The sequence below is a fragment of the Mesorhizobium sp. USDA 4413 genome (assembly GCF_056280365.1).
Genome location: NZ_JBVPRP010000001.1, coordinates 1597383 through 1612619, shown reverse-complemented (window position 1 = coordinate 1612619; position 15237 = coordinate 1597383). Strand labels below are relative to the sequence as shown.

The 15237-nt window shown below is 65.4% G+C and carries 9 protein-coding genes and 1 pseudogene; 7 read left to right on the top strand and 3 right to left on the bottom strand.

The features are described 5' to 3' along the window. Window positions 1-13 precede the first annotated feature (13 nt). On the bottom strand, window positions 14-1810 hold the full coding sequence (locus ACVMIM_RS07940) for an acyl-CoA dehydrogenase (RefSeq protein WP_476111485.1): 1797 nt from the start codon (window positions 1808-1810) through the stop codon (window positions 14-16). 235 nt (window positions 1811-2045) lie between these two features. Next, complete coding sequence (locus ACVMIM_RS07935; RefSeq protein ID WP_278047785.1) at window positions 2046-2510, bottom strand: MerR family transcriptional regulator; 465 nt, start codon at window positions 2508-2510, stop codon at window positions 2046-2048. Between the two features lie 446 nt (window positions 2511-2956). On the opposite strand from ACVMIM_RS07935, the gene ACVMIM_RS07930 reads away from it, so the two are divergent. From ACVMIM_RS07930 to ACVMIM_RS07915, 4 genes and pseudogenes are all read left to right on the top strand, one after another. Beyond that, window positions 2957-7027, top strand: coding sequence for a peptidoglycan-binding protein (locus ACVMIM_RS07930; RefSeq protein ID WP_476111484.1), 4071 nt, complete (start codon window positions 2957-2959; stop codon window positions 7025-7027). A gap of 192 nt (window positions 7028-7219) precedes the next feature. Then, window positions 7220-8144, top strand: a pseudogene (locus ACVMIM_RS07925) (sulfite exporter TauE/SafE family protein). Further along, complete coding sequence (locus ACVMIM_RS07920) at window positions 8144-8935, top strand: TIGR02186 family protein (RefSeq protein WP_040994069.1); 792 nt, start codon at window positions 8144-8146, stop codon at window positions 8933-8935. The pseudogene ACVMIM_RS07925 and the gene ACVMIM_RS07920 overlap by 1 nt, the downstream one beginning before the upstream one ends. A 193-nt stretch (window positions 8936-9128) precedes the next feature. Beyond that, window positions 9129-10385, top strand: a complete 1257-nt coding sequence (locus ACVMIM_RS07915) for an Hsp70 family protein (RefSeq protein WP_476111483.1) — start codon at window positions 9129-9131, stop codon at window positions 10383-10385. On the opposite strand, the gene ACVMIM_RS07910 is transcribed toward ACVMIM_RS07915, so the two are convergent. Then, window positions 10386-11291: a LysR substrate-binding domain-containing protein gene (locus ACVMIM_RS07910; protein WP_476111482.1), complete on the bottom strand. Its 906-nt coding sequence runs from the start codon at window positions 11289-11291 to the stop codon at window positions 10386-10388. Window positions 11292-11415: 124 nt separating this feature from the next. Between ACVMIM_RS07910 and ACVMIM_RS07905 the strand changes: the two genes are divergently transcribed. From ACVMIM_RS07905 to ACVMIM_RS07895, 3 genes are read left to right on the top strand one after another with little or no spacing between them, the layout of a single operon-like run. Then, a complete protein-coding gene (locus tag ACVMIM_RS07905) occupies window positions 11416-11574 on the top strand; it encodes a hypothetical protein (RefSeq protein ID WP_476111481.1) in 159 nt (52 codons plus the stop codon). Next, window positions 11571-14501 carry a molybdopterin oxidoreductase family protein gene (locus ACVMIM_RS07900; RefSeq protein WP_476111480.1) on the top strand — a complete coding sequence of 977 codons (2931 nt, stop codon included), beginning with the start codon at window positions 11571-11573 and terminating at the stop codon, window positions 14499-14501. The genes ACVMIM_RS07905 and ACVMIM_RS07900 overlap by 4 nt, the downstream gene beginning before the upstream one ends. Beyond that, window positions 14498-15232: a 4Fe-4S dicluster domain-containing protein gene (locus ACVMIM_RS07895; protein WP_476111479.1), complete on the top strand. Its 735-nt coding sequence runs from the start codon at window positions 14498-14500 to the stop codon at window positions 15230-15232. The genes ACVMIM_RS07900 and ACVMIM_RS07895 overlap by 4 nt, the downstream gene beginning before the upstream one ends. Window positions 15233-15237: the final 5 nt, after the last annotated feature.

Here is a 15237-nt window from a genome sequence, read left to right as displayed (position 1 = left end):
ACGCCGGGCATTTCTAGAACGCTTCCGCCGGCAGCGCCATCAGCGTGTCCGCGCCGCTGGAAATGCGGGCGAGGCGCGTCGCCGTTTCTGGCATGATGCGCTCCATGAAAAAGCGCGCGGTCACCAGTTTGTTGTCGTAGAACACGCCGGCGCCATTGGCGCCTTGCGCGAGCTTCGCCTGCGCGGATTTCGCCATCTGCGCCCACATATAGCCCAGCGCGACTAGGCCGAAGAGGTGCATGTAGTCGGTGGAGGCGGCACCGGCATTGTCGGGCTTGGCCATGGCGTTCTGCACCAGCCACATGGTGGCCGCCTGCAGGTCGTTGAGGCCCTTCTTCAGCGCCTTGGTGAAAGGCGCCATCTTCTCGTCAGCGCGGTTCTCCTCGCAGAACTCGCCGACCTCCTTGAAGAAGGCCTGCACGGCACGGCCGCCATTCTGCGCCAGCTTGCGGCCGACGAGGTCGAGCGCCTGGATGCCGTTGGCGCCCTCATAGATCATGGCGATGCGGGCATCGCGCACGAACTGGCTCATACCGTGCTCTTCGATGTAACCGTGGCCGCCGAACACCTGCTGGGCCATCACCGCGTGGTCGAAACCCTTGTCAGTGAGCACGCCCTTGACTACTGGCGTCATCAGGCCCGTGTAGTCGTCGGCCGCCTGGCGGTCCTTGTCGTCGCCGGAGCGGTGCGCGATGTCGGACTTGATCGCCGTCCACAGCGCCAGGGCGCGGCCGGCCTCATTGAAGGCTTTCATGGTCATCAGCGAGCGGCGGATGTCGGGATGGACGATGATCGGATCGGCCTTCTTGTCCGGCGCCTTGGCGCCCGACAGCGAACGGCCCTGGAGGCGGTCCTTGGCGTAGGAAACGGCATTCTGATAGGCGATCTCGGAGACCGAAAGCCCCTGCAGCCCGACGCCGAGGCGGGCCTCGTTCATCATCGTGAACATGGCCTTCAGGCCGCCGTTCAACTCGCCAAGCAACGTGCCCTCCGCCTCGTCATAGTTCATGACGCAGGTCGAGTTGCCGTGGATGCCCATCTTCTCCTCGATCGAGCCGCAGGAGAGCGCGTTGCGTTCACCGGGATTGCCCGAGGCGTCGAGCTTGAACTTCGGCACGATGAACAGCGAGATGCCCTTCACGCCTTCCGGCGCGCCCTCGGCGCGGGCAAGCACCAGATGGACGATGTTGTCCGACATGTCGTGCTCGCCGGCGGAGATGAAGATCTTCTGGCCGGAAATCCTGTAGGTGCCATCGCCGTTGGGAACGGCCTTGGTGCGTAGCAGGCCGAGGTCGGTGCCGCAATGCGGCTCGGTGAGGTTCATGGTGCCGGTCCAGGCGCCCTCGATCAGCCTGGGCAGCCAGGTCGCCTTCTGCTCGTCCGTGCCGTGGGTGACGATCGCCGCGATCGCGCCTTGCGTCAGGCCCGGATACATCATCAGCGCCATGTTGGCGGAAACCATATATTCCGACACCGCGGTGTGGACGGCGTAAGGCAGGCCCTGGCCGCCGAACTCGGCGGGCGCCGCAAGCCCCATCCAGCCACCCTCGCGATACTGGTCGAAGGCCTCCTTGAAGCCCTTGGGCGTGGTCACCGAACCGTCTTCATGGCGCACGCAGCCTTCCATGTCGCCGACGCGGTTCAGCGGATGCATGACGTTCTCGGCGAGCTTCGCGCCTTCGGCGAGGATCGCCTCGACCACGTCGGGCGTCGCATCCGAGAAGCCTGGAAGATTGGAATAGCGCTGATAGCCCAGCACATCGTTGAGCACGAACAGCGTGTCCTGGATCGGCGCCCTGTAGATCGTCATGCCTTCCTCCGCCCTTACAGTCCCGGCCAGCCAGCAAGTCGCCTGTCCACGTGCTGGGACAGGAGGCCCGGGCCAATATCGATGCCCCGATAACAAATATTGACGTTTGCGTAAACGTCAACTTCGTCGCAGCCCAAAATTTTTGTGAGCGGTCAGGCATTGTGGCGACAAAAAAGCCGCGCGGCTATAGCCGCGCGGCTTTCCATGTCCGAGGTATTCCCCGGAGTGCGGGCGATCAGCCGGCGGCGCTTGCCTGCGGAGCGGCGGTGCGCTCGCTGAGCATCTGGCGCACGATGGACATCGAATTGCTCAACTCGCCGATGGCGTCGTCGATCAGCGCGCGCTGCTTCTGCAGGCGGGCGAGTTGTTTCTCGGACTTGTCGAGCGCCAGCCGCAGTTGCTTGGTGTTGCTGCCGGTCGGATCGTAGAGATCCATCATCTGTTTGACGTCGCGCAGCGAGAACCCGACCTTGCGGCCGAGCAGGATCAGCTTCAGGCGGGCCTTGTCACGGCGCGTGTAGAGTCGGGTCGAGCCGTCGCGATGCGGATTGAGAAGGCCCTTGTCTTCGTAGAAACGCAGCGTGCGCAGCGTCACGCCGTATTTCTTGGCCATCTCGCCGATGCGGACGAATTCCTCGCCGGCCTCGGCCGGAATGTCATTGGTATTGGCCGCGGCTTCGCCGGGCGAAACAAGCTTCATGGTCACTGGCTTTCCCCTGATGGCGTCGCGGTCGCGGACCAAGCGTCGCCTGAATGGAAGCGGGGGCGTGCTTCCAATCGTGGTTGCAACAAATCAATCGCAAGAGGCACGGCTTCGCACCTTTTACGTTTACGTCAATCCTATACCGACAGCCGCCGGGTGACGCAAGGGCGTTGTCGAGCCGGAACTTTATGCCGCACCCGAACGCCGGCGCATGATTGTGCGCGACTCTTAAGCTTGGTTAACGCCTTGTTTACCACGTTGGGCGAAATGTGCGCATGTCGGTCACCCGTGTTTATCCTGTAGCGAATTTTTCACGGTTTTTCGAAGCGCGGGTGAGAACCCGGAAGCTCGTCTTCCTCCGCAGCAAAACCGCTCGGCTCGCTTCGTTCCCGACAGCTACTGCAGACCGGCCTCTGGCCGGCCATTCTGAAACGGGCGCATCGATGAACAGCAAGCGGTCCTATCTCGATACACTCAACGCCGGCAGGCAGCGCCGGCCGCACGCATCGCTCGAAGAACTGAACCGCTCGCTCGAAACGCTGGAGCAGCGGCTGGACCGGACGCGCGCCGACATGCCCGATCGCCTCGATCTGCGACGGCCGCCGGTCGAGCCGCGCTATCCAAGCACGCAGCCTTACGGCCAGCCGCGCTGGTACGAAGACACCTATTCCGCGCAAAGGCCTTTGGACCGGCCGCCACAAAACCCGGCAGCGCAGTATCCCGGCACTCAGCACCAGCGGCCGCAAACGCGCGCGCCGCAAAATCCGGCGCCAGGCGACGCGCCCGCCTTCGGGCAGAACTATCAGGCGATCGCGCGTGACATCGACCGGGTGCGTGGCCAGGAAGACAGCGTCGCCATGGTCGGCAAGATCGCCGTCGAACTGCGCGGACTGCGCGAGGAACTGCGCCATCAGATGACCGCCGGCCTGCAGCGCGAATTCGAGGCGTTCCGCCAGGACATCGACCGCGCCATGCAGGCCAACAGCCAGCGCGGCGCGAACGGCGTACCCGACAAGAGCAGCGCCGAGCTCGGTCTCGAATTCGAGCGGCTTTCGGGCGCCATCCAGACGCTTGCCGAGAAGAGCGACGACCGCAGCGTCAACCTGCTGCGGCTGGAACTGGAGCAGGTGAAGGGCGCGCTGGACACGCTGGCGCGCGAGGAAAGCGTGCAGAAGGTCGACCGCCGCTGGGACGATTTCGATCGCCGCTGGAGCGCCTTCGAGGACCGTGTCGACGCCGACCAGCGCAAGCGCGCCGAAGGCCCGGGCCTTTCGGTGCTGACAGACCGGCTCGAACAGATCAGCAGCGCCGTCAACAACCTGCCGGAATCGCTTTCGCTGCGCTCGCTGGAGGAAAAGGTGCGCACGCTTGCCGGCGCGGTCGACCGTTTCGCCAGCCAGCAGACGATGCGCGGCGGCGAAACGCTCGCCATGATCGACGAGCGGCTGGACGAGATTTCCCGCGCCATCGTCGCCTCGACAGTGGCAGCGCAGGCCAACGCCTTCGACCCCGAAACCTTCGGCCGGATCGAGAAGCGCATAGCCTCCCTGGCGCAGCAGATCGAGGAGGTCGCGCAGTTGCGACCCGGCGCCGAGGTCATCGACCGCCTCAATCTTCTCACCAGCCGTGTGGACCAACTGGCCGGGCGCGCCGACCTGCCCGAACAGGCCATGGAGCGGCTCGGCAAGCAGATCGCCTTGATCACCGACAAGATGGACCGCGCACCGGCCATGCCCGACGCCGACCAGATCTTCCAGGGCCTCGAGCAGCGCTTCGACGCGCTCTCCATGCTGCTCGAGCGGCGCCAGGGCGATGCGATCGAACAGGGCAATATGCTGTTTCGCGATCTCGAACGGCGGCTGGACGAGGTCGCGGACCGGCTCGACCAGCGCATGCGCCAGGACGAGAGTGCCGGCATCATGGAAGCGATCGACGCCCGCTTCACCGCTTTGGCCAAGCGCATCGAGGCGCGCACGCCCGATCCCGCCAACGAGATGGCGATCCGCGGGCTGGAAAGCCGGCTCGAAGACATTTCCAGCCGGCTGGAATCATCCGCGCAGCAGGTCGCGGGCATCGATCCGGCGTTGATCCGCAGCCTGGAAGCGCAGGTCGCCGGCCTGTCGGCGCATCTTTCCAAGCCCGGCACGCCGCTGCCCGAGTTCGAAGACATCAGCCCGCGCCTCAACGAGATCGAGAAGTCGCTGGCCGGCACGCGCGATTCCATCCTGAGCGTGGCGCGCGAGGCGGCCGAGAGCGCCGTCAGATCGCTTGCCGAGTCGACGTCCAGCACGGCGCAGACCAACGCGACCGCCGTCGCCGGCCTCGCCCAGGACCTCAAGACGCTCGAGGCGCTCACCCGCCGTTCCGACGAGCGCAACTCGCGGACCTTCGAGGCGATCCACGACACGCTGCTCAAGATCGTCGACCGGCTCGGCTCGCTCGAAGCGGGCGAGACCAGCGAAGCGATGAGCGAGCTGGTCGATCCGCACCCGGGCAGCAAGCGCGGCCGTGGCGGCAAGATCGCAGTGCAGGACGCGCCTTCGATGGACATCGACCAACCGCTGCCGCTCACGGGAGACATGGCCAGCCTCGAAGGCCGCGCCGCGGCGATCATGCGCGACGAGCCAAACGCGCCACGCACGCCTGCCGAGGCCGCGGCAGCGGCGGCCATGGCAGCCCTCGGACCGGATGCGATCGGTAACAAGGGCGAGACGGCCGGCCGCAGGAAATCGATGTTCAGCGGCCTGGCGCGCGCCTTCAAGGGCAAGAAGGACGCGGACACGCAACCGCTGGCGGGCTCTGCGCCGGCCGCCGACGTGCCAAGCGTCGACATTGACGAACCAATCGATCCCAAGGCCGCCAACCGGCCATTGGAACCCGGTTCCGGCGCGCCGGACCTCAGCGCCATCATGAAGCGCGTGCGCGACGAACGCGGCGGCCAGCCGGTCAGGCGCAGCGAGAGCGATGCCGCGAAGTCCGACTTCATCGCGGCCGCCCGCCGCGCGGCCCAGGCGGCGGCCGCGGAAGCCGACACGCTGAAGCGGCAATCGACCATGACCGGCCCGGTGAAGGCGCTCAGGATAGGCGACCTGCTCAAGGCGCGGCGCAAGCCGATCCTGATGGCGGCCGCCGCGATCATGATGGCGCTGGCGGGCCTGCAGTTGGGCAAGGCGTTCCTGTCCGATCCCGTCGAAACGGCCAACAACCAGGCCGCGCCGGTCCTTTCCACGCAGACGGTCGATACGGCTTCGCTCAACGCGCCCGCAGCGCCGCAAGCCGATGCGCAAAAGACCGACATGGGAACCGCACAGGCCGAAAACGCCCCTGCGCGTCCCGTCAGGCAGGCCGAGCCCGTCAAGGATGCGGCACCTGCCGTTTCCACCCCTTCGAGTCCCGAGACTGCCGCCGCCATGCCCGCCGAACCGGCGACCGCGCCGGCACCGCTTGCGGCGCCAGCCGCGCCGGCGCCGACGGTTTCGGCGATGCCGTCCGAACCTGCCGCAGCAGCCGTGTCCGCGACGGACACGGATGGCGACACGCAGCCGATGGCCAAGGAGGCGGCCAGTCCGGCGGCCGAGGGCGTCAGCGCGCCGGCCGCCACCTCGGCCGATACGACAGGCGCCGTGCCGCCGGCGGCAAGTCAGACGGCCGCAGCCAAATTCGACATTCCCTCCGAAATCGGTCCGGTGGCGCTGCGCGACGCAGCCGCCGGCGGCGACGCCAAGGCACTGTTCGAGGTCGGCTCGCGCTACGCGGAATCGCGCGGCGTCAAGGAAGACATGAAGGCGGCAGCGAAATGGTATGAGCAGTCGGCCGAGCTCGGCTTCGCGCCGGCCGAATACCGCATCGGCAATTTCTACGAAAAAGGCATCGGCGTCGCGCGCGACATCAAGAAGGCCAAGACCTACTACCAGCTCGCCGCCGAACAGGGCAACGCCAGCGCCATGCACAACCTCGCGGTGCTGTTCGCCATGGCGGCCGACGGGGTGACCGACAATGAATCGGCGACGCACTGGTTCCAGGAAGCCGCCGACCTCGGCGTCAAGGACAGCCAGTTCAACCTCGGCATCCTGGCCGCCAAGGGCGTCGGCATGAAGCAGAACCTGGAGGAATCCTACAAGTGGTTCGCGCTGGTCGCCAAGACCGGCGACAAGGACGCCGCCGCCAAGCGCGACGAGATCGCCAATGCGCTCAGGCCCGAGCAGCTCGAGCGGGCACGCGCCGCGACGGAATTGTGGAAGGCCAAGCCGCTCAACGCCGCGGCCAACTCGGCCGATATTCCGGAATCCTGGCAGGACAGCACGCCCCAGACCACCGCCGGCATCGACATGAAAAAGGCGGTGAAGAACATCCAGCTGATCCTCAACAAGAACGGCTACGACGCCGGCGGCGCCGATGGCGTGATGGGCGGCAAGACCAAGAACGCCATCATGGCCTTCCAGACCGACAACAAGATGAAGCCGACCGGCGAGATCGACGCGCCGCTCGTCAAGGCGCTCCTGGCCAAGAAATAACGGCAGGCGTGTCGCATACACGACGCCCTGCCACACATTTGCCTGTTAACTGATTGAGATGGTTTTCGTTTCGGCGCGGCGGCGGGGTTTGGCCCCGCCGCCGCGCCGGTGCAAGAAAATATTGGTTTTTCGGTGCTTTAGTGTTCGGGGACGGCGCTATGCGCCGACAGACAAACTGATCGAGACAGACGGGTGGGCATCTATCTCCCGATCGCGGAAATTTCCGTCAACGTCTTCGTGCTGCTGGCGATGGGCGCGGCGGTGGGTTTCCTGTCGGGCATGTTCGGGGTCGGCGGCGGCTTCCTGATCACGCCGCTGCTGATCTTCTACAATATCCCGCCGGCGATCGCGGTGGCCACCGGCGCCAAACCAGGTCATCGCCTCCTCCTTTTCCGGCGCGCTGTCGCACTTCAAGCGCGGCACGCTCGACTTCAAGCTGGGCGGCGTGCTCTTGGCCGGCGGCATCGTCGGCTCGACGGCCGGCATCTACGTCTTCGCGCTGTTGCGCCGGCTCGGCCAGCTCGACCTCTTCATCTCGCTGCTCTATGTCGCCCTGCTTGGCACCGTCGGCGGGCTGATGCTGGTGGAAAGCGTCAACGCGTTGCGCGCCAGCCGCAGCGGTGCAGCGCCCGTGCTCAAGAAATCCGGCCAGCACAACTGGATCCACCGGCTGCCGTTCAAGATGCGCTTCCGCGCCTCGAAACTGTTCGTCAGCGTCATCCCGGTGCTCGGGCTGGGTGCGGCGATCGGTTTCCTGTCGTCGATCATGGGCGTCGGCGGCGGCTTCATCATGGTGCCGGCGTTGATCTACCTGCTCAAAGTGCCGACCAATGTCGTTATCGGCACCTCGCTGTTCCAGATCATCTTCACCTCGGCCTACACCACGCTGGTGCATGCCACGACCAACCAGACGGTCGACGTGATCCTGGCTTTCCTGCTGATGGCCGGCGGCGTCGCCGGCGCGCAATATGGCGCCAAGGCCGGCCAGCGGCTGCGCGGCGAACAGCTGCGCGCGCTATTGGCAATGCTGGTGCTGGCCGTCGCCATCCGCCTTGCCGTCGATCTCTTCGTGACGCCGCCCAATCTCTATTCGCTGTCCGCCGCAGGTCTCAACTGATGGCGGGACCAAGAGCATTTGCAGCCGCCGCCTCGTTGTCGATGCTCTTTGCCCTTTCCCCGGCAACGGCGCAGACGCCGCCCACCGAAAGCATCCAGATCGGCCTGTCGACCGACGCCATTTCCATTACGGCGGGTTTCTCCGGCGCCGACCTCACGATCTTCGGATCGCTGGAAAATCCTGACCCGCTGATCGCACGCCAGGGGCGGTACGACGTGGTCGTCGTGCTCGAAGGGCCGCCGCGCCCGGTCGTGGTCCGGCGCAAGGACCGCGTGCTCGGGGTCTGGATCAACCTGGACTCGGAAGCGTTCGAGAACGTGCCGGTCTCCTATTCCGTGGCGACGACGCGGCCACTGCAGGACATCGCCGAGCCTGCCAAATACAAGCAGCTCTCGCTCGGGGCGCAGAACCTCTACATGAAGCCCGTCGACGAGACCGACAGCCCGGCAACCATCGAGGAATTCACCGCAGCACTCCGCGAGCGCAAGACGGCGACAGGCCTCTACAGCGAGAATGTCGGCGGCGTGCAGTTCCTGTCGCAGAACCTGTTTCGCGCCACCGTGCGGCTCGCGCCCAACGTGCCGGTCGGCACCCATAAAGCGCGCGCATTCCTGTTCAAGAGCGGCATGTTCGTCAAGGAAAGCTCGGCCCAGCTCGAAATCCGCAAGTCCGGCTTCGAGCAGTCGATCTTCCGTGTCGCGCATGATTATTCCTTCCTCTACGGCGTGTTCGCCGTGTCGCTCGCCATGCTGACGGGCTGGCTCGGACGGCTCATCTTCCGCAAGGATTGATGCCCGCGGGAAAATGGGAGGACCCATTTTCCCTTGAAAAGAGGGTTTCCCTTTTCCCGGTTTTGCGATACATCGCCGCCTCCCAGCGCTAGGGACAAGCAACACAGTCAATTTCGATAAAGCGGTCCGGCCTTCCGGATGACGGCGCGCAATGCGTCGGCCTGCCGCTATGAAACAACGACAGGAGGCTGCGATGCAATCTGCATTCGGCGGCATCGATTTCGGCACGTCCAATTCCACGGTGGGCGTGATCCGGAACGGCCGGGCGCGACTGGTGGCGCTGGAAGGCGAGCAACCCACTCTGCCAAGCGCCGTGTTCTTCAATTTCGAGGACGGCTACACCTATTTCGGCCGCCGCGCGATCAGCGACTACACCGACAGCATCGAAGGCCGGCTGATGCGCTCACTGAAGAGCGTTCTCGGCAGCACGCTCGCCAACGAAAAAACGCGCATCAAGGCGCGCCAGATCGGCTTCATCGACATCATCGGTCTGTTCATCGATCATCTCAAGAAGCGGCTTGAAGAAGACGCCGGCGGCCCGGTGGAGAACGTGGTGCTGGGCCGGCCCGTACAGTTCGTCGACGACGATGCGGCCGCCGATGCAAAGGCGCAGGGTGAACTCGAAAAGGCGGCGCGGGCGCAAGGCTTCAGGCACATCGCCTTCCAGTTCGAGCCGATCGCGGCGGCGCTCGATTACGAGCAGAAGGTTGCCCGCGAGGAGCTGGCGCTGATCGTCGACATGGGCGGCGGCACCTCCGATTTCTCGATCGTGCGGGTCTCGCCGGAGCGCGCCCGCTCGAGTGATCGCAAGGCCGACATCCTGGCCAACAAGGGCGTCCATATCGGCGGCACCGATTTCGACCGGCTGCTCAGCATCGCCCATGTCATGCCCGAGCTCGGCTATCTGACGCGGACCAAGGACCACAAGCGCAACCTGCCCGCGGCCTATTTCATCGATCTCGCGACCTGGCAACGCATCAACCTCGTCTACACCGCCAAGGCAATGACGGATCTGAGGCAGATCCGCTACGAGGCCGAGCGGGCCGACCTCGTCGACCGCTTCATCCATATCGTCGAGCATCGCTATGGCCATGCGATGGCGGGCCTGGTCGAAGCGGCCAAGATCGCGCTGACCGACCAGTCCTCTGCCGAAGTGAAGGTGTCGCTGCCCGGGGCACGCTTCGCGGCCGAGATCACGCGCGCGGGCCTCGAGGAGACCATCGCCGACGACATCGAACGCGTGGCCGCCACGGTCAAACAGACGATCGCCGACGCCGGCGTTCCAGCCTCCGCCATCACCGCCGTGTTCCTCACCGGCGGTTCGACCGCAATCCCGCTGGCAAAGCGGAAGATCCTGTCGCTGGTGCCACAGGCCTCGGTCATCGAAGGCGACATGTTCGGCTCGGTCGGTCTGGGTCTCGCGCTCGACGCGCAACGCAAATACGCCTGACTATTCCCCGCTTGCCGGCGCGTCCGCCTTGCCGGTGAGATGCGCTTTCAGCGCCATCTGCGCGAGGCTCGCCTGGCGGTCGCGGTGCGTGATCATGGCGAAGTCGCGCTTGGGCAATTCGACCGGCACGGCCCGGAGGCTGCCCTCGGCCAGGGAGCGCGCGACGACCAGCTCCGAGATTATCGTCGCCCCCGCGCCGGCCTCGACCGCCTGGCGTACGGCCTCGTTGCTGGGCAGGACGAGGAATATCTGCAGCTCCGCCGGAGGGACCCCCTGATCGAGCGCGAAATCCTCCAGCGCCTCGCGCGTGCCCGACCCGCCTTCCCTGATGATCCAGCGCAACGCCCTGATGTCGAGATTGCCCGCCCGCGTCGCTGGAATTTCGGGATGCGAGCGCGCCACCACCAGCACCGGGCGGTCCTCGTCGACCGTGGCGCGGCGCAGGATGTCGGACTCGGTGCGGCCCTCGACCAGGCCGAAATCGGCGCGGCCGTCCAGCACATTGGCCTCGACCTGCCTGGTGTTGCCGATCGTCACGCTCAGCTTCACGGCGGGATAGGCCTCATGGAAGGCAGCCAGACGGCGCGGCAGCCAGTAGCTGGCGATCGTCTGGCTGGCCGCGATCGACAGGCTCCCGGCGACGGTCTGCGAGACATCCTCCAGCACGCCGCGCGCTGCCGCGGCGCGGTCCAGAACCGCCTTCGCCTCCGGCAGGAAGCGATGGCCGGTCTGGGCCAGTTCGATGTTGCGGCCCACCCGGTTGAACAGGCGCACGCCGTGCTGGCTTTCGAGCGCGCGGATAGCGGCCGAGGCCGCGGACTGCGAGATGCCGAGCCGCTCGGCGGCCTTGGTCATATGGCCGTGCTCGGCCACGGCGACGAAGATGCGCAACTGATCGAGAGTCATGGGTCAACTAAGAAGCAAAATCGATCGGAATTACAAGAGCTGCTTGTTAGACGCATCAATCGCTTTGTTCTAGGTTTTTGTCTGAAATTGGAAAAAATTGGCCGTCAAAGGCCCAGAGTGGGAAATGGTAGGGCGCTTCAAATCCCTATTGGCGCATTGGAGCCGCCGGCTGAAGCGGCAGCTCGCCGGTGAGCGCTATCATCCCGAGCTCCACTACATGCGCGGCCCGGGACCCAAGGCGAAGGCCAAGATGGCGAGCGGCAAGAGCATTCGCGGATCATGAGCAAAGCCGTGCCTCGCGGCGCCAATTCCGCCCCCTCGCAACGGCCGCTGGCCGACAACCAAGCGCCGGGCGAGGGCGACGGCGTCGAGACCTCGCCAAGCGTCTCCGACCGGATCGCCAAGACCACCTGCTACATGTGCGCCTGCCGCTGCGGCATCGACGTCCACATCAAGGACGGCAAGGTGCGCTATATCAACGGCAACAAGGACCATCCGGTGAACCGCGGCGTGATCTGCGGCAAGGGCAGCGCCGGCATCATGCAGCATTACAGCCCGGCGCGGCTCAGGAAGCCGCTGCTGAGGACAGGGCCGCGCGGCTCGGGCGAATTCCGCGAGATCGAGTGGGAGGAAGCTCTCACGATAGCCACCGAGCGGCTGTCGGGTATCCGCCGTACCGATCCGAAAAAACTCGCCTTCTTCACCGGGCGCGACCAGTCGCAATCGCTGACCGGCTGGTGGGCGTCGAAATTCGGCACGCCCAATTTCGCCGCCCATGGCGGCTTCTGCTCCGTCAACATGGCGGCCGGCGGGCTCTATACGATCGGCGGCTCGTTCTGGGAGTTCGGCGAGCCCGACTGGGACAACACGAAATACTTCATGCTGTTCGGCGTTGCCGAGGACCACGATTCCAATCCGATCAAGATCGGCCTCGGCAAGCTCAAGGCGCGCGGCGCCAAGGTGGTGTCGATCAATCCCTGCCGCACCGGCTACAACGCCATCGCCGACGACTGGATCGGCATCCGGCCGGGCACGGACGGCCTGTTCGTGCTGGCGCTGGTCCATGAATTGCTCAAGGCCGGCCGCGTCGATCTCGACTATCTGCTGCGCTACACCAACGCGCCGGTGCTGGTCGTGCAGGAACCGGGCGCGGCCGATGACGGGTTGTTCGTTCGCGACGGCGACGGCAACCCGCTTGCCTGGGACAGGGTGGCGAAGACACCGGTGAACGCAGCCGGCCCCGAAGCAAAGCCGGCGTTGATGGGCAGCTACACGGTCAACGGCCGTCCCTGTGTGCCGGTATTCCAACTGATGGCCGATCGTTACCTGGACGATAGCTATTCACCAGATGCCGTGGCGGAGCGCTGCGGTGTGTCCGCCGGCGCGATCCGCCGCATCGCGGCGGAGCTGGCGCATGTCGCCTTCGAGCAGACGATCGAACTGCCGGTCGCCTGGACGGACTGGGCCGGCCGCCGGCACGACACGATCAAGGGGCGGCCCGTCTCGATGCACGCCATGCGCGGCATCTCGGCCCATTCCAACGGTTTTCACACCTGTCGCGCCATCCATTTGCTGCAGGTGCTGCTCGGCACGGTGGATGTTCCAGGCGGCTTCCGCTTCAAGCCGCCCTACCCGCGCTGCGCGCCGCCGGGACCGAAGCCATGCGGAAAAAACACCCGGCCGATGACGCCGCTGGACGGCATGCCGCTCGGCTTCGTCTGCGGCCCGGACGATCTTCTGGTCGACGAGGCCGGCCGGCCCACGCGCATCGACAAGGCCTATTCATGGGAAGCGCCTCTAGCCGCGCACGGGCTGATGCACTCGGTCATCCGCAATGCCTGGGCCGGCGATCCTTATCCGATCGACACGCTGATGATGTACATGTCGAACATGGCATGGAACTCCTCGATGAACACGGTCGAGACGATTGCTATGCTGACCGACAAGGACGAGGCGGGCGCCTATAGGATCCCCTTCATCATCTATTCCGACGCCTATTATTCGGAAACCGTGCCCTTCGCCGACCTGGTGCTGCCCGACACCACCTATCTCGAGCGACATGACTGCATCAGCCTGCTCGACCGGCCGATCAGCCACGCCGATGGGGCCGCCGACGCCATCCGCCATCCGGTGGTGCAGCCGGACCGTGATGTGCGGCCGTTCCAGTCGGTGCTGATCGAACTCGGCGCGCGGCTCGGGCTGCCCGGCTTCGTCAACGAAGACGGCTCAGCGAAATACCGCGACTATGCCGATTACATCGTCAACCACGAGCGCACGCCCGGCATCGGCCCGCTCGCCGGCTGGCGCGGCAAGAATGGCGGCGCAATCGGCAGGGGCGAAGTCAACCCCGACCAGTTGCAGCGCTACATCGACAATGGCGGCTTCTGGCAGCACGAGTTCGCCGACGATCAGCGCTATTACAAGATGGGCAACCGCGCCTATCTCGATTTCGCGGTCGAGATGGGTTTCATCGCCAAGGCCGAGCCGATCGTCTTCCAGCTCTATTCCGAGCCGATGCAGCGCTTTCGCCTTGCCGCGCGCGGCCATGGCAAGGTGCAGCCACCACAGGCCGAGCGCGGGCGCATCGAAGCCTATATGGACCCGCTGCCCTTCTGGTATGCCCCCTTTGAGGACGACTCGGTCGACCTCAACAAATACCCGCTGCATGCGCTCACACAGCGGCCGATGCACATGTACCATTCCTGGGGCTCGCAGAATGCGTGGCTGAGGCAGATCACCAGCCAGAACCGGCTGTTCGTGCACCGCGAGACGGCCAGCAAGCTCGGCCTCGTCGACGACGATTGGGTGTGGATCGAAAGCATCAACGGCCGGGTGAAGGGCCAGATCAAGCTGATCGACGGCGTGAATCCCGACACGGTCTGGACCTGGAACGCGATCGGTAAGCGGCGCGGCAGCTGGGGCCTGAAGGACGACACGGCCGAGAGCAATCGCGGCTTCCTGCTCAACCATATCATCGGCGACCAGACGTCGGCTGACGCCAGCGGCAAGCGCTATTCGAATTCCGATCCAGTCACCGGACAGGCCGCGTGGTTCGACGTACGGGTGCGGATCGTCAAATGCGCTGGGCATGAAGCCGGCTTCACCGAGCCGCAATTCGAGCGCTTTGCCCAGCCTCCAAATGTCGAGCCTTCGCCGGACGTGCTTTGCTTCGGCACGGAATTCCGCATGAAGAGGGAAGCCGCCGAATGACCTGCCTTCCCTCGCATACCGACAAGAAACTCGGCCTCGTCATCGACCTCGACACCTGCGTCGGATGTCAGGCCTGCGTGACCGCCTGCAAGGAGTGGAACACCGGCGGCCATATGGCGCCGCTGACAGATACCGACCCCTATGGCGGGCATGTCGACGGCGTCTGGTTCAACCGGGTGCACAGCTACGAGCACACGACGGAGCTGGGCGGCCGCACGGTGAATTTCCCACGCTCCTGCCTGCATTGCGAGCAGCCGGCCTGCGTCACCGTCTGCCCGACCGGCGCCTCCTACAAGCGCGCCTCGGACGGCATCGTGCTGGTCGACGAGGATAAATGCATCGGCTGCAAGCTCTGCAGCTGGGCCTGTCCCTATGGCGCGCGCGAGTTCGACACCGATGTCGGCGTGATGAAGAAATGCACGCTCTGCGTCGACCGCATCTACAACGATAATCTGGCCGAGGAGGACCGCGTGCCGGCCTGCGTCGCAGCCTGCCCGACCAGCGCCCGGCATTTCGGCGATCTCGGCGATCCGGTTTCGGCGATTTCGCAGCTTGTCGAGGAACGCGGCGGCGTCGCGTTGATGCCGGAGCTCGGCTATCAGCCGACCAACAAATACCTGCCGCCGCGCGCCCGCAGCCAACGCGCAGCGAAGGTCGACGCGCCGGCGCTGGAGCCGATCCGAGCCGAGGGCGGGTTCCTCGGCTGGATCGACCGCATGCTTTCGAATTAACCGAC

Bases quoted from the DNA above. Each gene is read 5' to 3' on its own strand.
- ACVMIM_RS07940 (WP_476111485.1), bottom strand. From the start codon at position 1,810: ATGACGATCTACAGGGCGCCGATCCAGGACACGCTGTTCGTGCTCAAC.
- ACVMIM_RS07930 (WP_476111484.1), top strand. From the start codon at position 2,957: ATGAACAGCAAGCGGTCCTATCTCGATACACTCAACGCCGGCAGGCAG.
- ACVMIM_RS07915 (WP_476111483.1), top strand. From the start codon at position 9,129: ATGCAATCTGCATTCGGCGGCATCGATTTCGGCACGTCCAATTCCACG.
- ACVMIM_RS07935 (WP_278047785.1), bottom strand. From the start codon at position 2,510: ATGAAGCTTGTTTCGCCCGGCGAAGCCGCGGCCAATACCAATGACATT.
- ACVMIM_RS07905 (WP_476111481.1), top strand. From the start codon at position 11,416: ATGGTAGGGCGCTTCAAATCCCTATTGGCGCATTGGAGCCGCCGGCTG.
- ACVMIM_RS07910 (WP_476111482.1), bottom strand. From the start codon at position 11,291: ATGACTCTCGATCAGTTGCGCATCTTCGTCGCCGTGGCCGAGCACGGC.
- ACVMIM_RS07920 (WP_040994069.1), top strand. From the start codon at position 8,144: ATGGCGGGACCAAGAGCATTTGCAGCCGCCGCCTCGTTGTCGATGCTC.
- ACVMIM_RS07900 (WP_476111480.1), top strand. From the start codon at position 11,571: ATGAGCAAAGCCGTGCCTCGCGGCGCCAATTCCGCCCCCTCGCAACGG.
- ACVMIM_RS07895 (WP_476111479.1), top strand. From the start codon at position 14,498: ATGACCTGCCTTCCCTCGCATACCGACAAGAAACTCGGCCTCGTCATC.